This is a genomic window from Corallococcus sp. AB049A, assembly GCF_003668885.1.
GTDB lineage: Bacteria > Myxococcota > Myxococcia > Myxococcales > Myxococcaceae > Corallococcus > Corallococcus interemptor.
The window spans coordinates 1-21,511 of record NZ_RAWL01000114.1 but is presented as its reverse complement, the minus strand read 5'-3'; the positions used below and the strand labels follow the sequence as shown (position 1 = coordinate 21,511).

16 protein-coding genes, 2 tRNA genes and 1 pseudogene are annotated in these 21,511 nt (G+C 69.5%); 11 read left to right on the top strand and 8 right to left on the bottom strand.

The features are described from left to right. The 4 genes and pseudogenes from D7X55_RS14945 to D7X55_RS14930 form a co-directional block, all read left to right on the top strand. Positions 1–231: pseudogene (locus tag D7X55_RS14945) on the top strand (murein biosynthesis integral membrane protein MurJ); the annotation flags it as partial. Positions 232–459: 228 nt separating this feature from the next. Further along, positions 460–2,472 carry a S1 RNA-binding domain-containing protein gene (locus D7X55_RS14940; protein WP_120551547.1) on the top strand — a complete coding sequence of 671 codons (2,013 nt, stop codon included), beginning with the start codon at positions 460–462 and terminating at the stop codon, positions 2,470–2,472. A 47-nt stretch (positions 2,473–2,519) separates the two neighbouring features. Further along, positions 2,520–2,593, top strand: a tRNA-Met gene (locus D7X55_RS14935). A 78-nt stretch (positions 2,594–2,671) separates the two neighbouring features. Beyond that, positions 2,672–2,745 (top strand) — tRNA-Met (locus D7X55_RS14930). 44 nt (positions 2,746–2,789) lie between these two features. Here D7X55_RS14930 and D7X55_RS14925 read toward each other — a convergent pair. Continuing rightward, positions 2,790–3,710 (bottom strand): LysR family transcriptional regulator, encoded by a 921-nt coding sequence (locus D7X55_RS14925; RefSeq protein ID WP_121723398.1) that lies wholly within the window; start codon positions 3,708–3,710, stop codon positions 2,790–2,792. Between the two features lie 93 nt (positions 3,711–3,803). Here D7X55_RS14925 and D7X55_RS14920 point away from each other — a divergent pair, with 93 nt between their 5' ends. Next, on the top strand, positions 3,804–4,439 hold the full coding sequence (locus tag D7X55_RS14920; protein ID WP_120551549.1) for a pyridoxamine 5'-phosphate oxidase family protein: 636 nt from the start codon (positions 3,804–3,806) through the stop codon (positions 4,437–4,439). A gap of 61 nt (positions 4,440–4,500) precedes the next feature. Further along, positions 4,501–5,712 (top strand): alpha/beta hydrolase, encoded by a 1,212-nt coding sequence (locus D7X55_RS14915; protein ID WP_120551550.1) that lies wholly within the window; start codon positions 4,501–4,503, stop codon positions 5,710–5,712. Between the two features lie 6 nt (positions 5,713–5,718). Here the strand turns inward: D7X55_RS14915 and D7X55_RS14910 are convergent, their stop codons facing one another. The 5 genes from D7X55_RS14910 to D7X55_RS14890 form a co-directional block, all read right to left on the bottom strand. Next, positions 5,719–6,372 carry a hypothetical protein gene (locus D7X55_RS14910; RefSeq protein WP_233609856.1) on the bottom strand — a complete coding sequence of 218 codons (654 nt, stop codon included), beginning with the start codon at positions 6,370–6,372 and terminating at the stop codon, positions 5,719–5,721. A gap of 110 nt (positions 6,373–6,482) precedes the next feature. Next, on the bottom strand, positions 6,483–6,677 hold the full coding sequence (locus D7X55_RS14905) for a hypothetical protein (RefSeq protein WP_121723399.1): 195 nt from the start codon (positions 6,675–6,677) through the stop codon (positions 6,483–6,485). 84 nt (positions 6,678–6,761) lie between these two features. After that, positions 6,762–7,493 carry a 2OG-Fe(II) oxygenase gene (locus D7X55_RS14900; protein ID WP_120551551.1) on the bottom strand — a complete coding sequence of 244 codons (732 nt, stop codon included), beginning with the start codon at positions 7,491–7,493 and terminating at the stop codon, positions 6,762–6,764. A 2-nt stretch (positions 7,494–7,495) separates the two neighbouring features. Beyond that, entirely contained in the window at positions 7,496–7,741 is a 246-nt protein-coding gene (locus D7X55_RS14895) for a hypothetical protein (RefSeq protein WP_121723397.1), read from the bottom strand. 101 nt (positions 7,742–7,842) lie between these two features. Beyond that, the gene (locus tag D7X55_RS14890; protein ID WP_120551553.1) at positions 7,843–8,901 is read right to left on the bottom strand and encodes a DNA topoisomerase IB; all 1,059 of its coding nucleotides are present in this window, start codon (positions 8,899–8,901) and stop codon (positions 7,843–7,845) included. 220 nt (positions 8,902–9,121) lie between these two features. On the opposite strand from D7X55_RS14890, the gene D7X55_RS14885 reads away from it, so the two are divergent. From D7X55_RS14885 to D7X55_RS14870, 4 genes are all read left to right on the top strand, one after another. Next, positions 9,122–9,934: a hypothetical protein gene (locus D7X55_RS14885; protein ID WP_120551554.1), complete on the top strand. Its 813-nt coding sequence runs from the start codon at positions 9,122–9,124 to the stop codon at positions 9,932–9,934. Positions 9,935–10,051: 117 nt separating this feature from the next. Beyond that, positions 10,052–12,214, top strand: a complete 2,163-nt coding sequence (locus D7X55_RS14880; protein WP_120551555.1) for a flotillin family protein — start codon at positions 10,052–10,054, stop codon at positions 12,212–12,214. Positions 12,215–12,253: 39 nt separating this feature from the next. Continuing rightward, a complete protein-coding gene (locus D7X55_RS14875; RefSeq protein ID WP_121723396.1) occupies positions 12,254–17,797 on the top strand; it encodes a DNA repair ATPase in 5,544 nt (1,847 codons plus the stop codon). A 71-nt stretch (positions 17,798–17,868) separates the two neighbouring features. Continuing rightward, a complete protein-coding gene (locus D7X55_RS14870; RefSeq protein ID WP_121723395.1) occupies positions 17,869–18,468 on the top strand; it encodes a hypothetical protein in 600 nt (199 codons plus the stop codon). A 33-nt stretch (positions 18,469–18,501) separates the two neighbouring features. Here the strand turns inward: D7X55_RS14870 and D7X55_RS14865 are convergent, their stop codons facing one another. Beyond that, on the bottom strand, positions 18,502–19,104 hold the full coding sequence (locus D7X55_RS14865) for an expansin EXLX1 family cellulose-binding protein (protein ID WP_120551558.1): 603 nt from the start codon (positions 19,102–19,104) through the stop codon (positions 18,502–18,504). A 214-nt stretch (positions 19,105–19,318) separates the two neighbouring features. On the opposite strand from D7X55_RS14865, the gene D7X55_RS14860 reads away from it, so the two are divergent. After that, entirely contained in the window at positions 19,319–19,924 is a 606-nt protein-coding gene (locus D7X55_RS14860) for a hypothetical protein (protein WP_120551559.1), read from the top strand. Positions 19,925–20,023: 99 nt separating this feature from the next. Here the strand turns inward: D7X55_RS14860 and D7X55_RS14855 are convergent, their stop codons facing one another. Beyond that, a complete protein-coding gene (locus D7X55_RS14855) occupies positions 20,024–21,481 on the bottom strand; it encodes a von Willebrand factor type A domain-containing protein (protein ID WP_233609857.1) in 1,458 nt (485 codons plus the stop codon). Between the last annotated feature and the right edge of the window lie 30 nt (positions 21,482–21,511).

The window sequence follows — 21,511 nt, the reverse complement described above, 5'->3', positions numbered from 1 at the left end:
GCGTTGGCCGTCAAACAGGGGCTCACGGGCCTCCTGGGACCCATGCCCGGCGTGGACCTGGAGTGGGGCGGGGGGCTGCTGGTGCCGCCCCGGCTGCACCCGGTGCTGGGGCTGCTGGCCACGGCCGTGCCCTTCGGGGTCGTCTACTTCGCGGTGTCCGCCGCGCTGGGTGTCCCAGAGGCGGGCGCCGTCTTCCGCAAGGTGGGGCGGCGGCTGGGTCTGGCCCGGTAGACGCGGCGCGGCGCCCGGCGGGACGGCTGCCTTCCAGGCAATGCCTGGGAGCTCAAACGGAATGCAGGACAGGCCCCTTTCCGTTGCGATAGGAGGCCCTTTGTGAAGAGGAGTGCCGTATGCGGCTTCCTCCGGGCATGGCGCGCGTGTAGAGTGCGCCGCCTTTTTCAAGAGGCCCTGACTTCAAGGAAGTCCCGGGTCGGAAATCGTCAACGGAAGGTCTCGGCAGTGAGCGACGAGAAGAGCGGCGGAAATTCGGGCGGTCCTGGCGGTTTCGGTCCCAAGAAGCCGAAGGCCACGTTTGGCGACGTGATGCTGGGCATCCCTTCGGGGGGCCAGGGCAACGAGCGCGGCGGTGGCCGTGGCGATCGCGATGAGAAGCGCGGCCCGGGCCGCGGTGATCGCGGTCCTCGCGACGCCCAGTCGCAGCCCCGTCCCCAGGGCGACGCGCCCCGCGGCGGTGGCGAGCGCGGCGGTGGCCGTGGCGGCGAGCGCCGGGGTGGTGGCGGGGGCGGCGAGCGCCGTCCCTCCGGGCCCATGGTGGTCGTGAAGCGGGCCTCGGGCTCCATCGAGACGCGCGCCCTGGAGGGTGAGAAGCCCGCCGAGGCGACCGCGACCGCGGAGCAGACGGGCGCCGACGCGCAGGCCTCCGCGGCCTCCACGCCGGCTCCGACGCCGCGCCCGGTGACCCCGGCCCCCGCGCCGCCCAGCCCGCTGTACGACGAGGTCCCGGAGACCGAGTCCTTCGCGGACATGTTCGAGGCGCAGGTCAAGGACGGTGGCGCTCCCGGCCGCCGCGGCGTGCGCGTGGGCGAGAAGGTCGCCGGCACCATCTTCCAGCTGGGCGCGGACACCGCGTTCGTGTCGCTGGACGGCGCCTCCAAGTCCGAGGCGATGATCGAGCTGCGCGAGCTCAAGGACGACGAGGGCATCCTGCGCTTCGGCGTGGGCGACCGCCTGGAGGCGCACGTCGTGGAGATGGGCGCCAAGGGCATCATGCTCAGCCGCGCGCTGGCCAAGGGCAACGCGTCCTTCGCCATGCTCGCGGAGGCCCGCGCCTCCGGCATGCCGGTGGAGGGCCTGGTCCTCAGCGTGAACAAGGGTGGCGTGGAAGTCGCCATCGGCGAGACGCGCGCCTTCTGCCCCATCAGCCAGCTGGACATCCGCTTCGTGGAGAAGCCGGATCAGTTCATCGGTGAGAAGCTCCAGTTCCGCGTGACGGAAGTGCGCGACCGCAACGTGGTGCTGTCGCGCCGCTCGCTGCTGGAGGACGAGCAGCGCCGGCTGGCCACGGAGACGCGCAAGACCCTGGCCGTGGGCAAGACGGTCAAGGGCAAGGTCTCCGGCGTGCGCGACTTCGGCGTGTTCGTGGACCTGGGCGGCGTGGAGGGCATGATCCCCGTCTCCGAGCTCTCCTACACGCGCGTTGCTCACCCCAGCGACGTGGTGAAGCAGGGTGACGACGTGGAGGTGGAGATCCTCCGCATGGAGGAGGGCCAGCCCAACTCCCCGGACAAGTCCAAGCAGAAGGAGCGCATCACCCTGTCGCTGCGTTCGCGTCAGGAGGATCCGTTCAAGAAGGCGCTGGAGGAGATCAAGGAGGGCGACCGCATGCAGGGCAAGGTCGTCCGGCTCCAGCCCTTCGGCGCCTTCGTGGAGCTGCGTCCGGGCGTGGACGGCCTGGTGCACATCTCCGCGCTGAGCGACCGCCGCATCGCGCACCCGCGCGACGCCGTGAAGGAAGGCGAGGTCATCTGGGTCGCGGTCGAGAAGATCGACCCCAATGACAAGCGCATCGGCCTGCGCCGCATCTCCGAGGAGGAGGCCCAGCGTCCTCCCGAGGAGCGCGCCGCGCAGCAGGCCCAGGCCGCGCAGGCCGCCGCCGCCCAGGCCGCGGCGCCCCGTCCCAAGGTGGGCGCGGTCGTCGTGGGCAAGGTGGACCGGCTGGAGCCGTACGGCGTGTTCCTCGCGTTCCCGGGTGGCAAGGGCCTCATCCCCGCCAGCGAGACGGGCACGGACCGTGGCACGGACATCCGCAAGCACTTCTCCATCGGCCAGGAGCTGAAGGTGGCGATCATCGACATCGACGCCTCCGGGAAGATCCGCCTGTCCATCCCCGCGGCGGTCCGCGCGGAGGAGCGCGCCGAGGTCGAGGCGTGGCAGAAGACGCAGCAGCCGCAGGGCGCTGGCAAGAAGGGCTTCGGCACCTTCGCGGATCTGCTCAGCAAGCTTGGTAAGTAGTTGTTGACGCTGACGAGAGGCTTCGGTACTTAGCCTCTCGTTCTCGCCGCGGGGTGGAGCAGCCTGGTAGCTCGTCGGGCTCATAACCCGAAGGTCGCAGGTTCAAATCCTGCCCCCGCAACTTGAAGAGCCCGGGGTCGAAATGAAAGTTTCGACCCCGGGTGTTCAAGGTGATAACAGCAGTACCGCGTCACGGTGACGCGGGGTGGAGCAGCCTGGTAGCTCGTCGGGCTCATAACCCGAAGGTCGCAGGTTCAAATCCTGCCCCCGCAACTAGAGAGAGGGCCCCGGTGGAAACGCCGGGGCCCTTTCGCTTTTCAGCGTCTGGCCGGGCGCCACGCCTCGACGGGCAGCAGCGGGTGCTGCTCGAAGTGGCTGCGCGCCGTGCGGACGAACGCGCCCACGTTCGCGGAGGCGCTTCGGCGGCCGGGGTAGATGACGCTCACCGGGACCGGAGGCGGCATGAACGCCCCGAGGACCAGGACGAGCCGCCCCCCGAGCACCGCGTCCGCCACCTGGTACGACAGCGTGCGCGCGATGCCGAGGCCCTGCTCCGCCGCAGCGATGGCCGCGTCCGCGCTGTTCACGATGAGGCGGGGCTGGACGCGGACCGCCTGCTCCTTCGCGCCGAAGCGCCACTCGTTCGCCGTGTTGAGGTTCTCGAAGTCAATGAGCTGATGGCGGATCAGCTCCGCGGGTGAGCGGGGCGCACCGCGCTGCTTCACGTAGCGGGGGCTCGCCACCAGCACGCGGCGGACCGTGGCGACCTTGAGGGCGATGAGGCTGCTGTCCTTCAGCTCCCCCAGGCGGACGGCCGCGTCGATGCCTTCGTCCACGAGGTGCTGGTTCCGGTCCGACAGCTGCAAGCGGATGGACAAGTCCGGATGCGCCACGAGCAGCCTCTGGACCACGGGCAGGACGTGGAGCCGCCCGAAGACGATGGGGGCGGCGAGGTGGAGCTCGCCTCGGGGCTCGGCGTTCTCGCCCCGGACGCGGCGCTCGGCTTCGTCCAGGTCCTCCAGCAGCCGCTGGCAGCTCTCCAGGTACACCTGTCCGCGTTCGGTGAGGCGCACGGAGCGCGTCGTGCGCGTGAGGAGCGCGAGCCCCAGCCGCTCCTCCAACTGGGCGACGGCACGGGTCGCCACGGACGGAGAGATGCGCAGGTGGCGGGAGGCGGCCGTGAAGCTGCGCTGCCGGGCGACGGCGACGAACGTTCGAAGCGTGAAGAGCTGGTCCATGATTCTTGCGGAGTTGGCAATGAAGTCTTGCCGGTCCAGCTGATTATTTCAGCACGCCCCATGGCTATACGGAGTGCATCGAGGGAGAAAACCATGGGCCGCTTCGCAAGACTTGCCTTCACGCCCGCTGTGAAGGCGCTGCAGCAACAGTTCGGGAGCCGTGCGGCCTACGCCCGCATGGAGAGGGCAGGGGACGCGCCGGACGTGCTCTCGCCCGACGAGGCGGAGTTCCTGTCCCAGCGTGACAGCTTCTACATGGCGAGCCTGGGTGCGAACGGCTGGCCCTACATCCAGCACCGGGGCGGTCCTCCGGGCTTCGTCCGGGTGTTGGATCCGCACACGCTGGGCTTCGCGGACTACCGGGGCAACAAGCAGTACATCTCCGCGGGCAACGTCAGCGGGAACGACCGGGTCGCGCTCATCTTCGTGGACTACCCGAACCGTGCCCGCCTGAAGGTCCTGGCGCACGCGTCCGTCATCACCCGCGAAACGGACCCCGCGACGATGGAGCGCCTGGAGGTTGCCGGAGAGGGCACGAAGGCCGAGCGTGGCTTCGTGCTCCGGGTGGAGGGCTTCGACTGGAACTGCCCCAAGCACATCACGCCCCGGTTCACCGAGGCGGAGCTCGACGAGCTGCTGCGCCCGGTGTCGACCGAGCTCCAGACGCTTCGCGCGGAGAACCGTTCCCTGCGCGAGGAGCTGGAGCGCTTGAGGCGATCCCCGGCTTGACCCTGGACCCTACGGTCCGGTAGGTTACGGTCCGGTAGGTTTGGCCATGGAGGGACGAGCCATGAGCAGCCGGTCGCCGGGAGCAGGGAAGAACGCGGAGGTCCTGCGGGGTGTCAGTCACCTCGTGGTGCAGGCCACCCGGGGCGTGATGGGGCTTGTCGGGGACGTGCACTGCACCATCGCCAGTGGGCCGTCCGTCCTGGGAAGGCCGCTGGAGCGACCGGCGCGGGCCGTGACGGGGTGGATCTACTCGACGCTTCAGGAGGTCACACGGCACGTCGGGGACGGAGTCGATGCCGTGCTCGGGCAGCTCTCACCGTGGCTGGGCGACAGTGCTCCGGGACCCCAGCGAGAGGCCGTGCTCTCCGCGCTGAACGGGGTGCTGGGGGATGCGCTGGAGGAGCAGGGCAACCCGCTCGCCATCCCGATGGCGTTCCGGGTCCACGGACAGCCGTTGCAACTGGAGCCTGGGGCCCTGCGCGCCGCCCTTCCGGAGGCAGGGCGCCGGCTGCTCGTGCTGGTCCATGGCTCCTCGATGAACGACCTGCAGTGGAGCCGGCGAGGGCATGACCACGGCGCGGCGCTGGCGCGCGACCTCGGCTACACGCCGGTGTATCTCCACTACAACAGCGGTCTGCACATCTCGCGGAACGGACGTGCGTTCTCGGAGCTGCTGGAACAGCTCGTGTCCTGCTGGCCCGTGCCGCTCGAATCGGTGACGCTCCTGGGGCACAGCATGGGTGGGCTCGTGGCGCGGAGCGCGTGCCTCGCGGCGGAGAGCGCGGGCCATGGCTGGCGCCCCTTGTTGCGGCGGCTCGTCTGCCTTGGCTCGCCCCATCACGGTTCTCCGCTGGAGCGCGGTGGAAGCTGGGTGGACGTGCTGTTGGAGTTCAGCCCGTACAGCGCGCCGTTCGCACGGCTGGGACGGATCCGCGGTGCCGGAGTCACGGACCTTCGCTTCGGCAACGTGCTCGACGCGCACTGGGAGGGACGCGAGCGCTTCGGGTGGGGTGGGGATGTTCGTCGCGGCCTCACGCTGCCGGAGGGCGTGGACTGCTACGCGGTCGCCGCGACCACCGCGAAGGCACTGGCGGAGCGGCTGCCCGGTGACGGCCTGGTCCCGGTGGACAGCGCGCTCGGGCGCCATGCCCTGCCGGAGCTGACGCTGCGGTTCCCGGAAGCGCACCAGCGCATCATCCCGGGCGCGAATCACCTGGACCTGCTCGACCACCCGGAGGTCTACGCCACGCTTCGCACGTGGCTCGCTTCCTGAGCCTGGTTATAGCGGCTGGACGTGCTCCGCGATGCGGCCGGAGGCGATCCGCTCGCGCAGTTCATCCGCCATGCGGTCGCCCTCGGTGAGCACCTGCTTCCACGCGCGGATCCGGTCGTCGGCCTTCATCCCCGTGAAGTCCGCGCGGTCCGGGATGCGGCCTCCAGGCAGCCGCGCCAGGTGCGCGGGGGACGGCGTGATGATCAACGCGCGGCGGAAGTTGAGCGGCCCCGCGCGGCGCCACTTGAACGACTTGTCGAACCAGCCGGGCACCACGTACGGATAGAAGTGTGGATAGAGCACCAGCCCGTCGCTCGTGCCGTAGTCGACGTCCAGGTGGTAGTCGACGACGCCGCCGTCCCGGTACGTGCCGGGCGGAGCCCCCGGGATGTCGTGGACGCCCGCGAGCACCATCGGGATGGAGCCCGACGCGATGAGCGCCGGCCGCAGGTTCTCGCGGGTCAGCGGGCAGTGCACGGACGGCAGGTCCTTGAGTCCGGCGAAGGGGCTGGTGTCTCCGGCGGTGTGGAACACGACGCGCTCCATGTGGAGCCCCAGCGTCTTGCGGCTCACCGCGTTCGCCAGCGCGCCCAGCACGAAGCCCGCGAGCTGCACGCGGGAGTCCTCCACCCCCAGCAATCCCTTGCACCGGGTCGTCACGACATGCAGCCGAGCCCACGGAGGATGCGCAGGGCGTCGGGACCAGCAAGCAGGGTCAGGCTCTGGCTCATCGCGGGCGCGGACCCTAACAGTCCACCGCGAGGAATGGCTCAGCGCTCGCCGTTCGGGATGTCCGAATCCAACGGATGGATGACGGCCACCTGATGACCGTCCTCTGGCTCCGTGCGCGCCTCTTCCAGCTCCTCGGGTTTCTGGGGTGCCCGTTCGGAGAACGCATCATTCTCCAGGTGCCGTTGGCGCTGCTCACTGGTCTCGCCGTAACCCTCCACCTTCTTGCCCGCCATGATCATCCTCCCAGTCGAAAGCTGAACCTCAAGCCTTGGGATGGAGCCCGGTGGGCGCAAGCGGTGGTCAGCCCGGGTGGCCGCTCACTCCTCCAGCGTTCCCACGGAAGGGGACGCGCCGTCGCGCTCGCGCTGGGCCTCCAGGTAGGCGGAGAAGCCCGCCTTGGACTGGATGCGGAATGCCGGGAGCCGGGCGAGCACTTCGTCCGTGAACGCGTACTGCTCGCAGACGAGGCTCGCGCGCAGGGCGCCTTCCGGGCCGCCCGTGAAGGCCTGGACCTCGTGCTGGAGGTTGCCCCGGAAGTGGACCAGCAGGCCCGGCCGGGGCCGCACCTCGCCCTGGAGCTCGTTGTCGCGCAGCAGCCGCAGCGCGCCTCCCTTCGCCCCTCGCGGAACGCGCAGGTACAGCACGCTCACGTGTTCGGGTGTCGCGTTGGGAACGCCGCTCGGCTCCTGCAGCGTCGCGTCGATGTGGCGCCCCACCGGCGTGCCCGCGTCCAGCAGCAGCAGGTTCAGATAGAACGCGTTGGGACGCGGACGCGTGTCACGGCCGCCGAACCAGCGCTGCGTCCACGGCAACAGCCCGCGCGCGGTGTCGTCGTCCAGGATGCGCCGCAGGTAGACGGACAGGAACGGGAAGCGGGCCTCCAGCGTCGCGCGGCCCTCGCGCGTGAAGATGAACGCGAAGCCCCGGCTCGCGCGGAAGGTCCCCATCAGCGGACTGCGCGCGACGAAGCGCGAGCCGAGCAGGGCATCCCCCAGGGACTCCAGCTCCGCGCGGGGCAGGGCGCCGCGGTGGGTGACGTACTCGGGCACGGTCAACCGTAGGTCCAGTTCAACGCTTCCAGCTTCGCGATGAACTCCTCGCGCGAATTCGCGGAGAGGATGGGCTCCCCCGGCTTCAGGCTGGGCCACTCCATCTCGGGCATCCACATGCCCCTGGTCCGCATGGACTCCTCGTACCGGCGGGCGTTGGCTTCCGCGTCGAGGACCAGCGGCTCCAACCGCCACTGTCCTTCCTTCACGGAGATGATCGCGGTCGGACTGCCACGCCCCAGGTGCAAGGGCAGCCGCTGCTCCGCGCCGGGGGCCCGCAGCCATTGGAGGACCCGCGCGCGATTGGGGCCGAGGAAAGGTGCCAGGGAATGCCTCCTCCTCGGGACTCTTACACGGACGCCTGCTTCACGGCACCCTTCGACTTGCCCAGCATGTGCAACAGCGCCTTCTCCGAGCAGTGCATGCCTTCGCCCGCGTTCGCCGTCAGCTCATCCACCGACTTGAAGTAGCGGTCCACCACCTGGCCCCTCTCGAAGAGGACGAGCACGGACGGGTAGATGTACGACGCCTTCGCGACCGCGGGTGTGTTGCCCAGCTGCTCGGAGGCCTCGCGCACGGCGGCCACCATGCTCTTCTTGAGCACGGTCTTCTTCACCGGGCCGTTGTCGCCGTCCTCCTTCACGCGCTCACGGGCCCTGGCCAGCGCGCAGGCGCAGATGAGCGTGCCTGCCCAGGTGCGGAAGTCCTTCGCGCTGTAGCCCGGGCCCATCACCTGCTGGATGTATTCGTTGATGTGCCGGCGCCGCACGTCCACCACCGCGCCGTCGTCGAGCACGAACTTGAAGACGTCCCGCCCGGGCACCTTCAGCAGCTGCCGCACGAGCGTCGCCACGCGCCGGTCCTTCAGCTCACGGTGCTGCCGCACGCCGGACTTGCCCGGGTAGTCGAACACCACCGTGTCGCCATGCACCTTCACGTGCCGCGCCCGCAGCGTGGCCAGCCCGAAGCTGCCGTGCTCCTCGGCGTAGCGTTCGCTGCCTGGCCGGATGAAGCAGGTGCCCAGGATGCGCAGCATCCCCGCGAGCACCCGGTCCTTGACCAGGCCGCGCTTGCGCAAGTCCTTGCTCACCTGCCGCCGCATCTTCGGCAGCGCCTGCGCGAAGCCCACGATGCGCTGGTACTTCGCATCGCGCTGCTTCTGCGTGTGCGCCTCGCTGTAGCGATACTGCCAGCGGCCGGCGCCGTCCCTGCCCACCGCCTGGAGCCTCGCGGAGGCCTTGGGCGAAATGGCCACGTCCGTCCAGGCGGGCGGCAGCCGCAGTGCGTTGATGCGCTCCCGCTCCGCGTGGGACACCGCGCGGCCCCGCGCGTCCACGTAGCGGAAGCCGCGCTTCATCGTGCCCAGCCTCCGGTGGCCGCTCTGCCGGAGCCGCTCCAGCTGGGTCATTCCGTGGCGGCTCGCGGGCTGGGGGGGCTCGGATTCTGAGACGGTGGCGTGGGAGGACATCGCCTCCCTGTAGTGCGCAGCCTACGCCGGGGCGGCAATCCGGTTGCCCCCTGGAGGCATGGAGAGCAGGCAACCGGAAAAGCCCGGGTGGCATTTTCGGATATGGGTGCAGTCGTTTAGAGTTCGTTGCGACTCCCACCTCCAAATTTATTCCCGAGGCATGACCACCTTCCTCGCCGCCCTGCTGGCGTTCCCGACCGCGATCTTCACCATCCTCCTCGGAGTGGTGCTGGCGTACTGGCTGTGCGTCATCATCGGCGCGGCGGGTATCGACATGCTGGATGGCGACTCGGCCCTGGAGGGCGGCGCCAAGGCGATGGGCGGCGCGTTCGAGGGCGGCGCCAAGGCCACCTCGGGGATCCTGGAGGGTGGCGCGAAGGCCCTCGGGGGCCATGACGTCGGCCACGCGGGGCACTCGCACCTGCACGACGCGGAGGCCGCCACCGGCCTGCTCGCGGCGCTGGGCTTCGGGGGCATCCCCGTCACCGTGTCGGTGAGCCTGGTGGTGTTCCTCTCCTGGTCGCTGTCGCTGCTCAGCGGACAGGCCACGCACTCGCTGCTCTCCATGCTGCCCTCGTGGCTCGTGAGCACGGGCCTGGGCCTCGGCTGCTTCGTGGTGGCCACGGTGGCGAGCGGGATCGCGGTGCGGCCCCTGCGCCCCATCTTCATCGCCAAGAAGGCCCCGGGCCGCGAGGCGCTGATGGGCCGCGTGTGCACCATCTCCAGCGGCAGCGTGACGGCGAAGGACGGTCACGCCACCTTCGACGACGGGGCCGCGGGCCTCATCCTCAACGTCTTCTGTGACAAGCCCAACCAGCTCAAGCGCGGCCAGCCGGCGTTGATCCTCGGCTACGACGCGGAGCGGGGCGTGTACGAGGTGGAGCCGGTGGACTGGCTCCTGCCCCAGGAAATGGAGCAGCTGCGTGATCCGCTGAAGGCAGCGGCCATCGCGCGAGCGCGCGCGCAGCGATGAACATTGGCGTCCTCCGGCACCTTCCGGACGGGCGCGACAATCGGCACCGGGTGGCTTTCGCGGGGGACCCCGAGTGCTTGGAAAAAGGCCCGCCCAACGGACTTCACAGGATAGGCCATGGATCCCATCACCAGTGCGGCAATCGCTCTCGTCGCCATCGTCATCTTCTTCGGCATCTTCGTCAGCGTGGCCAAGTTCTACCGCCAGGTGGATCAGGGCAAGGTGCTCATCGTCAACACGCTGAAGGCGGAGCCCACGGTCACCTTCACCGGCTCCGTGGTGCTGCCCATCGTCCACCGCGCGGAGGTGATGGACATCTCGCTGAAGACGGTGGAAATCGACCGCCGCGGCAAGGAAGGCCTCATCTGCCAGGACAACATCCGCGCGGACATCAAGGTCACCTTCTTCGTGCGCGTGAACAAGACGCGTGAAGACGTGCTCAAGGTGGCCCAGTCCATCGGCTGCGCGCGCGCCTCTGACCAGGAGACGCTGGAGAACCTCTTCGAGGCCAAGTTCTCCGAGGCCCTGAAGACCGTCGGCAAGTCCTTCAACTTCGAGCAGCTCTACACCAAGCGCGATGAGATCAAGGACAAGGTGGTGGAGACCATCGGCCGCGACCTCAACGGCTACATGCTGGAGGACTGCGCCATCGACTTCCTCGAGCAGACCCCGGTGGAGATGCTCGACAAGGACAACATCCTGGACGCCCAGGGCATCCGGAAGATCACCCAGCTCACCACCGAGCAGAACGTCTTCACCAACGAGCTGCGCCAGTCCGAGCGCATGGCGGTGACCAAGCGCAACGTGGAGGCCGACGAGGCCATCTTCGCCCTCGAGCGTCAGCGCGAGGAGGCGGCCGCCAAGCAGCGCCGCGAGATCGACAGCATCCAGGCGCGTGAGACGGCCGAGGCCGACCGCGTGAAGAGCGAGGAGTTCGCCAAGGCGCAGCTGGCGCGCATCAAGGCGGAAGAAGAGATCGCCATCAACGAGGAGAACAAGCAGCGCCAGGTGCAGGTGGCCCAGAAGAACCGCGAGCGCGTGGTGGGCGTGGAGACCGAGCGCGTGGAGAAGGACCGCGCCCTGGAGGCCATCAACCGCGAGCGTGAGACGGAGCTGCAGCGCATCGCGAAGGAGAAGGCGCTGGAGACGGAGAAGAAGGCCATCGCGGACGTCGTCCGCGCCCGCATCGCGGTGGAGAAGACCGTCGCCCAGGAAGAGGAGAACATCAAGGACCTGCGCGTGACGGCGGACGCCAGGCGCACCAAGGACGCCATCATCATCACCGCCCAGGCGCACGCGGAAGAGGCGTCCGTGAAGGACGTCACCGCCGCGGAAGCGAGCGCGAAGATCTCCGTGTTCCTCGCCAAGGAGAAGCTGACCCTGGCCGAGGCCGACCTGGAGGCCGCGGACAAGCAGGCCAAGGCGAAGATGCGGCTGGCCGAAGGCATCCAGGCCGAGTCCGCCGCGGCGGGCCTGGCCAGCGTGCGCGTGCGTGAGGCGGACGCCGTCGCCACGGAGAAGCTGGGCATGGCGCAGGTGCGCGTGAAGGAGGCCGAGGCCTCCGTCATCGAGAAGCAGGGCCAGGCGCAGGCGTCCGCGGTGCGCGAGAAGCTGCTCGCCGAGGCCGCGGGCTCCGAGCAGAAGGGCCTGGCGAACGCCCGCGTGCAGGAGGCGGAAGCCAGCGCCATCCACAAGCGCGGCGAGGCGGAAGCGTTCGCCACGCGCGAGAAGCTGCTCGCCGAGGCCAACGCCATCCAGGAGAAGCTGATGGCCGAGGCCCGGGGCCTGTCGGAGAAGGCCACCGCGATGAAGGCCCTGGACGGCGTGGGCCGCGAGCACGAGGAGTACCGCCTGCGCCTCCAGAAGGAGCGCGACGTGGAGCTGGCCGCCATCAACGTGCGCAAGGACATCGCGCAGGCCCAGGCCAGTGTGCTCGGCCAGGCGTTCAGCAACGCGAAGTTCCAGATCGTCGGCGGCGACGGGAAGTTCTTCGAGAACTTCATCAAGGCCGTGTCCTTCGGCAGCTCGGTGGACGGCGCGCTGGACCACGGCGAGGCCCTGAAGAAGGCGCTCGGCGGCTACCTCAACGGTGAGAAGGACCTGCCGGCGGACCTGAAGGAGATCCTCTCCAAGCCGGGCCTCAGCAACGACGCGCAGAACCTGGCCGTCGCGGCGCTGCTCAACCGCATGTCGGTGAGCCCCACGGAGAGCACCGCCGCCGGCATCAAGGCGCTGGTGCAGACGGAAGCCGCGGCCCTCGCGCAGAAGCAGCAGGGCTGAAGCCTCCCGCCAATCGCAATCCCTTTCCGGTGAACATCCATGGCAACTGACAGCACCAAGACCCCGGGCGCCCAGGCGCCCGGGGGCGAGGCGACGCTGGAGGGCGGCAGCTACGAGGTCATCCGTGCGCGCCTCCTCTCCCAGGCGGACGCGCTGGCGACCCAGGCGAACGACCTCAACGCCCGGCGCAAGGCGCTGTTCGGCGGCACGGAGCTCACCGTCATCGGCAATGAGCGGGTGCGCACGGAGAACAACTGCGTCCCCCGCGACATCGTCAGCGTCGGGAAGTACCTCCTCTTCGGCTACAACGTCTTCATCGGCCTGAAGAAGGAGACGAACGTCTCGGACGTCTTCTCGCTGCACCGCTTCGAGAAGACGGCCGAGGGGTTTGATTTGTCCGCCGTGCCTCCCACGGAGGCCGGCGGCTTCCTCGCGGACCCCCGGTTCGTGAAGGACTTCGGCGAGCTGTACAAGTACTACAAGGACGCGAAGCTGCTGCAGCTGCGGCGCCGGGACTCGCGCCTGCTCGCGGTGTTCCAGACGGGCCAGTCCGCGCGCGACCTCAAGGTCTTCCGCTTCAACGTGGACGTGGAGGGCCGCGCCACCTACGTGGACAACCAGGGCGAGCGCGACCACGTCTACCCGCCGTCGCACGACTTCGAGTGGACGGTGGCCACGCGCGAGCAGTACGTGCTGGGCCAGCACCCGCACGTCAACGTGCTGGATCAGGTCTTCGTGGAGACGGTGAAGGGCGACCTCACCGTGAAGGTGGAGGACAACACCACCACCGGCCTGGGCATCTACAGCGAGCCGGTGGACGACCCGGACCAGTCGCTGGACGACGCGGAGTTCGCCTGGACGCAGGTGGGCGGGCTCATCCTCCTGCGCATCCTGCCGTTCCGGGAGAAGGCGCACCGCTACCTCGTCTTCAACTCGCGCACGCAGCACGTGGTGCGCATCGACGCCATTGGCCAGTCCTGTGTGCGGCTGCCGGAGGACCAGGGCATCGTCTTCCCGGGCGGCTACTACCTCCAGACGGGCGACTACAAGGTCTTCGACGGCGCGTCGGAGGGGATGGAGTTCCACCAGGCGGTGCGCTCGCCCAACGGGGAGGACGTGCTCTACGTCTTCCACCGCCGGGATGACGGCGCGTACGTGCTCTTCCCGTACAACCTGGTGCGCAAGGAGGTGCAGACGCCGCTGCAGGCCAACGGCATGAGCCTCTTCGCGGACGGCGGGCTGGTGGTGTTCCGCGCCACGTCGCAGGAGCCCACCCGCGTGCACCCCATGCAGGTGTGGCAGACGCCGTTCGTCTCCGACGAGCACGCGGCGAAGCTGCCCCCCGCGCCGGGCTACCTGGGCAAGGTGGGCAACGCGGAATTGGTTCGCGGCATCAGCGACGCGCTGACGCTGCCGCGCGTGGCGAAGACGGACAAGCCCACGCGCCGCACCTACGAGGACCTGGTCAACGCGGCCACGCGCGCGCTGGACGCGTACTACTGGCTGTCCCACGCGGAAGTGGGGCTCCAGGAGCCCATCGAGCAGCTGCGCCGCACCTCCGAGCTCATCATCGACGAGTTCGAGAAGGTCCTCGCGATGCGCAAGCGCGCGCAGGAGTCGCTCGCGCAGGCGCTGCAGGCGCAGGAGACGCTGCTCCTCAACTCGCAGCCTGAAGGCCTCACGGACGCCGAGGGCTTCATGCGCGCGCTGGCGGACCTGCGCCGGCACCGCGGGCACCTGATTACGTTGAAGGACGTCCGCTACATGGACCTGGGGCGCGTGGACGCCCTGGAGCAGGCCGTGGTGGCCGCGTCCGACGCGGTGAGCACCGCGTGCGTGGACTTCCTCCAGAAGGGCGAGGCGCTGCAGCCCCTGGCCTCGCGGCTGGATGGGCTGCTGGAGCGGCTGGAGCCTCTGACGACCACGGCCGAAATGGCCCCGCTGGCCGAGGACGTGGATCGCACCGGGCAGGGCCTGGAGGTCCTGGGCGAGGTGGTGGGCGGGCTCCAGGTGGGCGACCCGCTGGCCCGGGCTCGCATCCTGGAGGGCATCTCCGAGCTGTTCAGCCGGTTGAACCGCGTGCGCGCGGGGCTCCAGGCGAAGCGCAAGGAGCTGTCCGGCAAGGAGAAGCGCGCGGAGTTCGGCGCGCAGTTCAAGCTGCTGGGGCAGAGCATCGAGAACGCGCTGTCACAGGCGGACTCGCCGGAGAAGTGCGACGAGGCGCTCTCCAGGCTCACCGTGCTGCTGGAGGAGCTGGAGGGCCGCTTCGGCGAGTTCGACGAGTTCCTGGGGCAGATCACCCAGAAGCGCGAGGAGCTGCTGGAGGCCTTTGGCGCTCGCAAGCAGGCGCTGGTGGACGAGCGGCAGCGCCGGGCCTCGGGCCTCTTCGGCGCGGCGGAGCGCATCCTCCAGGGCGTGCAGCGCCGGGCGAAGTCGTTCAAGGCGGACGACGAGCTCAACGCCTACTTCGCGTCCGACGCGATGATCCTCAAGCTGCGGCAGCTGGCCGAACAGCTGCTGGCGCTCCAGGACAGCGTGCGCGCGGATGAAGTCCTGTCGCGGGTGAAGTCCGCGAAGCAGGACGCCCTGCGCGCGCTGCGCGACAAGCAGGACCTGTTCGAGGGCGGCGAAGGCCTCATCAAGCTGGGGCAATACCGCTTCCACGTGAACACCCAGCCGCTGGAGCTGACGCTGGTGCCGCGCGACGGCGCGCTGTACCTCCAGCTCACCGGCTCCGACTACACGCAGAAGCTGGAGGACCCGGAGCTCCTGAAGTACCGCGAGCTGTGGGATCAGCACCTGGTCTCCGAGACGCGCGACGTGTACCGCGCGGAGTACCTGGCCGCGGGCCTGCTGATGGACGCGGAGGAGGGGAAGGGCGGCCTGACGCTCTCGGCGCTGTACGAGGCCGGCGCGCAGGGGCAGCTGATGGAGCGCGTGCGCGCGTACGCGGCGGACCGCTTCGACGAGGGCTACGAGCGCGGCGTGCATGACGCGGACGCGACGGCGCTCCTGGAGAAGCTGCTCGCGCTGCACCAGGGCGCGGGCCTCCTGCGCTTCGCCCCGGTGCCTCGCGCCTGGGCCGCGCTGTACTGGGCGTTCGACACGGACGACGCGCTCCGGGGCGTGTTCCACCGGCGCGCGCGCAGCCTCGCGCGGCTGCGGCAGGCGTTCGACATCGGCTCGGACCTGGTGGCGCTGGGGGATGAGCTGGGGGAGCGCGTGCTCGCGTTCCTCCAGGGCCACGGCCTCGCGGCTTCGCCCGCGGAGGGACGGCAGGCGGGCCGCTACCTGGCGGAGGAGCTGGCGGTGGACCGCCCGCGCTTCACCACCAGCCGCGAGGCCCTGGCGCTGAAGGACGCCTTCCTCGCGCACCTGGACCGCCACGGCTCGCGCAGCGCGTTCGATGACGACCTGCGCGGCCTGGAGAAGAACCTGCCGGAGCGCCTGCGCATCGCACGCGCCTGGGTGGACGCGTTCCTGGTGAAGCGCGAGGGCGGCCCCGGGGACGCGGCCCACGTCGCGCTGGAGACGGCGGTGGTGCTCGTCACGGACCGCAAGCTGGACCGCGAGACGGCGGGCGCCCTCACCGCCACGGAGGCCACGGGCCTGCTGGGCAGCCACCCGCGCATCCAGGAGCGCAAGCTGTCCCTGCGCCTGGACGAGTTCCTGTCGCGGCTGGGGGAGTTCCGCCAGGTGCGCGTGCCCGCGTACGTGGCCTACCGCGCGTACCTGCGCGACCTGCTGGACCGCGAGCGGCGCAAGCTGCGGCTGGAGGAGCTGACGCCCAAGGTGCTCACGAGCTTCGTGCGCAACCGGCTCATCGACGAGGTGTACCTGCCGCTCATCGGCGCGAACCTGGCCAAGCAGCTGGGCGCGGCGGGCGAGGGCAAGCGCACGGACCGCATGGGCATGCTGCTGCTCATGTCGCCGCCGGGCTACGGCAAGACGACGCTGATGGAGTACGTGGCCAGCCGCCTGGGCCTCACCTTCGTGAAGGTGAACGGGCCGGCGCTGGGCCACTCCGTGAAGTCGCTGGATCCGTCGGAGGCGCCCAACGCCACCGCGCGGCAGGAGGTGGAGCGCATCAACCTGTCCTTCGAGATGGGCAACAACGTGATGCTCTACCTCGACGACATCCAGCACACGGACCCGGAGCTGCTCCAGAAGTTCATCTCCCTGTGCGACGGCCAGCGCCGCGTGGAGGGTGTCTGGAATGGCCAGACGCGCACGTATGACCTGCGCGGCAAGAAGTTCTGCGTGGTGATGGCGGGCAACCCGTACACGGAGACGGGTGAGCGCTTCCGCATCCCGGACATGCTCGCCAACCGCGCGGACACCTACAACCTGGGTGACATCCTGGACGGCAAGGAGGAGCTGTTCGCGCTCAGCTACCTGGAGAACGCGCTCACCTCCAACCCGGTGCTGGCGCCGCTGGCCACGCGCGACCCGCAGGACGTGCACCGCCTCATCCGGATGGCCAAGGGCGAGGACGTCCCCTCTGGCGAGCTGAAGCACGGCTACGCGGCGGCGGAGCTCCAGGAGATCATCGCCGTCTTCCAGCGGCTCTTCCGGGTCCAGCAGGTGCTGCTCAAGGTCAACCTCCAGTACATCGCGTCCGCCGCGCAGGACGAGCGCTTCCGCACGGAGCCTCCGTTCAAGCTGCAGGGCAGCTACCGCAACATGGGCAAGCTGGCGGAGAAGGTCGTCTCCGCGATGACGGACGACGAGCTGGAGCGCCGCATCGACGACCACTACCAAGGTGAATCCCAGACGCTCACCACGGCGGCGGAGCAGAACCTGCTCAAGCTGGCGGAGATGCGCGGGCGCCTGACGCCGGAGAAGGCGAAGCGCTGGGAGGAGATCAAGCAGGGCTTCGCCCGCGTCAAGCGCATGGGGGGCAAGGAGGACGACCCCGTGGCGCGCGTCACCGGGCAGCTGGGCGCCATCGAGGAGCAGCTGGGCTCCGTGCGCGACGCGGTGGTGCAGGCCGCCGCGCAGGTGAACGCCCCCAGCGGCGACACGCCCGTGGCCCCGCACCTGGAGGCCCTGCGCGAGGCCGTGCTGGAGGTGGCCCGCGTGGGCCGCGAGGCCGCCCAGAAGCCGCCGGTGCAGGTCTCCGTCCCGGCGCCCCAGGTCACGCTTCCGGCTCAGCCCCAGGCTCCGGCCACCGACCTGGCCCCGTACCTCAAGCACCTGGCGCAGCTGCTCAAGGCCCTCACCGAGCGCGTGGCCACCCAGGCGGACGAGGCGCCCACGCTGCGCAACGCGCCCATGCCCCAGGCCGCCGCGCCGGACTTCGGCCCGTACATGGCGCAGCTGGCCAAGGCCATCACGGCGCTGGCGGACCGGCCGGTGTCGGTGTCCCTGCCCACTCCGGCGGAGTCGCTCCAGCGCGCCGCGAACGGCCCTTCACCGGCGGAGCTCAGCCGGCAGATTGAACTGGTGGAGGGCGCGCTGCTGCCCCTGGAGCGCGCCGCCCGCCGCAACGTGCAGGGCGAAGGCGAAGGCATCAAGGCGCTCCAGGTCTGGCAGGGCGTCACCGAAGCCCTGGAGCTGCTGCGCGGTATGCTGCGGCGCTAAACTGTTTGCATGTCTGGCATTGCCCTTTAAAGGGGTTGGCGCAGTTCACCCCAACCCTGGAGTGCAATGCCATGCTGAACCTCAAGTCTGTTGTTTCTCATTGCGCCGTCATGGGCCTCACGGCGTGTGGCGCTGGTGTGGAGGGGGAGGACGGCCTCGCCACGCAGGAGTCCGCGCTGGTGACGGGGACCTCCCAGGGCTGCACCTTCACCGTGTCGTCCGCGGCGCAGCCGGGCACCTTGCCCCCCGTCTACAACGTCACCGTCACGCGCGCGGCGGACGCCACCTGCGCGTACGGCGCGGGCAGCGTCGTGGTGGGCACCTCCACCGGCACCGCGCCCACGCTGTCGCTGGCGGCCAACGACCTGGGCGTGGCCGTGAGCTACACGTACAAGACGAGCGTCAGCGGCAGCTCGCCCCAGTCCCTGGGCATCCGGCACGTGGCTCCGGACACGCTGGACATCGTCCGGTACGCGGGGCTGTCCGTGTACCTGGGCCGGGGCTCCATCTACTCGGGCAGCCTGTCCATCGCCTCCAACGGGACGACGCTGACCGTGTCCGGCACGAAGAATGGCACCCTCTACGGGCAGACGGGCTCGGGCAACACGTACGTGGCCAGCTACCCGGACTTCTTCACCAGTGAGACGGCCCCGTCCATCATGACGTTCTGATGCCGTGACGGACGGGGTGGAAGAAGGGCGTGCCTACTTCTGGGGCGCGAACTGCTCCGCCCCGTCCACCGTGTCGTCGTCCAGCACCTTCTCCACGGAGTCCACCAGCTGCTGCCCGTCGGAGGCCGTCACGCGCAGCTGGAAGCGGCCCTCGCCCACGCCGGAGTCGGTGACGAAGTAGTTGTAGCTCTCGCGCTTCAGGGACTTCCAATCACCGTCGCGCCGCCACTCCAGCTTCTGGATGGGCAGCCGGTGGTTGCGAACCTGGATGGCCGTCCACCACGGGTTGCTGCCGTCCTTGAAGTGGTACTTCACCGGGCCGGCCACGTCGCAGGACACCGGCGTCCAGGTGATGTTGACCCTGCCGTCCTTGGCCTCGGCGATCTTGTCGAAGGCCTTGCGTGACAGGTCCAGGTGGCCCTTGTCGCAGTCCGGGCACTGGTCCACGATCAACACGCGCACGTTGCCCTTGGGCCCCACGATGTCCACGCACTGGCCACAGGCGGCGCTGTCTGCGTACTGCTCGCGGTTCATCGCGGCCACCATCAGGTCGCCGCTCTTGTCGTAGCTGCAGTTGCCCTCACCGGTGGCGTCGTAGAAGGTCGCAATCCCTTTCTGCTCGGAACCCAGCGGCACGCCCCCACCCGAGGCAGAGTCTCCGCATGCCCCACAGGCAAGCGAGGCCAGGGCCAACACCAACGCATTCTGCAATGAAGCGGGTCGTTTCATACCGCGCACTATACACGCGTCGCTCCGCGTCAAGGACAAGCAGGACTCTGTGTCTTGGTCCTGTCAGACAGACTTGTTAGCGTTCGGGCCTTCCCCCTCCCAAAAAAGGAAAGGAATTTCCATGCTGAAGAACAAGCTGACGTCCGTGGTGTGCCTTGGCTCCGCCCTCGCGCTCTCCGCCTGTGGTGGTCCGGAAGCGGAGGACGGCGCGGAGCTGTCGCAGCAGAGCGCGCGTCTGACGACGGCGTCCTCGCAGGGCTGTGACTACGAAGCGACCACGGTGCAGATCACCACCTCGCCGCCGCAGTACAACATCGTCATCACCCGCACGGGCGGCGCCAGCTGTACGCTGACGACGGGCCAGTCGGTGGTGGTCCAGACCGTTCCGCTGGCCGCGCCGGGCACGGTGTCCCTCTCCGGCTCCAGCATGGGGCTCGCGGTGGGCTTCACGATGAAGAACGGCTGGAGCGGCTCGGCCGCCACCGTCATGGCCGTGCGCGCCGTGGACCCCACCACGCTCTCCACCACGCGCAACGCGGACATCTACTGCGACTACATGACGGGCAGCATCCTCACGGGCGGCGCCAACATCTCCGCCAACGGCACCGACCTGAGCGCCTCCGGCACCAAGGCGTGCAAGATCGGCGGCAAGTCGGGGACCTACTGGGTGGCGAAGTTCACCGACTTCTTCACCACCACCACGCCCCCCGTCATCACCACCATCTGAAGCACCCCTGAAAAAGCCCTGCCCGCCACCGGTGCATCCCGGTGGCGGGCAGGGCCCCCCTTGCTGCGCGTCTCCCCGGTGTGTCGTGCTGGGTACTGTCTAGCGGCCGCTGGCGGACGCGCTCATCAGCGCGCGGGCCTGGCCGATGAGGCGGACGAACTCGGTGCGATCGGCGTCACCGCCCACGGCGCCCTCCGCCAGCTTCTGCGCGGTGCCCAGGCTCCAGCCCTCCGCGGCGGGCGCGGAGCGGAGGATGTCCGCGGTGGCGGCCACGGACACGGCGAAGCGGAAGTCGGAGGAGGCCGCGTCCATGGACGGCTTCAGGTTGGCGCGGGTGAGCGGGAAGGCCTGCTCCTTGGCCTCCGTGCCGTTGGGCGCCTTGGCGCGGATGCGCACCGTGGCCAGCTCCTGCGGCGCGTCGCCGGTCAGCTCCACCTCGTAGAGCGCCGTCACGGTGTGGCCCGCGCCAATCTCGCCCGCGTCCACCTTGTCGTCACGGAAGTCCTTGTCCGCGATGTCGCGGTTCTCGTAGCCCATCAGGCGGTAGCGGCTGACGGCCTTGGGGTTGAACTCCACCTGGAACTTCACGTCCTTCGCGATGACCTCCAGCGTGCCGGTCAGCTGCGTCTCGAAGACCTTGCGCGCCTCCTTCATGCTGTCCACGTAGAAGCTGTTGCCGTTGCCCTTGTCCGCCAGCTGCTCCATCAGCGAGTCGTGGTAGTTGCCCATGCCGAAGCCCACCGTGGTGAGGGTGACGCCCTCGGACACGTACTTCTGCACGCTGGCCAGCATGGCCTTGGGGCTCAGGTTGGGGCCGATGTTGGCGTCACCGTCCGTGAGCACCACCACGCGGGACACCACGCCGGCCGCGGCCTTCTTCACCGCGTGCTTGTAGGCCGCCTCCATGCCGGAGCCCATGGCCGTGCCGCCGCCCGCGACCAGCGTGTCCAGCGCCGCGTGGATCTTCTTCACGTCCGTGGCGGGCGTGGGGGGCAGCACGTCCCGCGTGGAGCCCGCGTAGGTGACGAGCGCCACGGTGTCGTTCTCGTTGAGGTTCTTCACCGCGACCTTGATGGACTCGATGGCCAGCGGCAGCTTGTCCGACGACGCCATGGAGCCGCTGGTGTCCACCAGGAACACCAGGTGCGCGGGCTTGCGCTGCGAACGCGAGACGACCTTGCCCTGCACGCCCACGCGCACGAACTGGCGGCGCGCGTTGAAGGGGGACGGCGCGCCCTCCAGGTGCACCGTGAAGGCGCCTTCCTCCGGCGGCGTGTAGCGGTACTTGAAGTAGTTGACGAACTCCTCCACGCGCACCGCGTGGGTGGGCGGCAGCTGGCCCTGCTGCAGGTAGCGCCGCGCCATGGAGTAGGACGCCGTGTCCACGTCCGCCGCGAAGGTGGACAGGTTGTCCTTCGCCGTCTCCGTGAAGGCGTTGGGCTTGTAGACCTCGAAGGTGTTGCCGCCCTCGGAGATGCCCTTGTCGTCCGTCAGCTCCTTCTTGGACTTCTCCATGAGCTGCGTGGGCGCCGGGGCCACGGCGCCTCCCAGGGCCAGGGCACCGCTCGGGGCGGGCTTGGCCGGGGA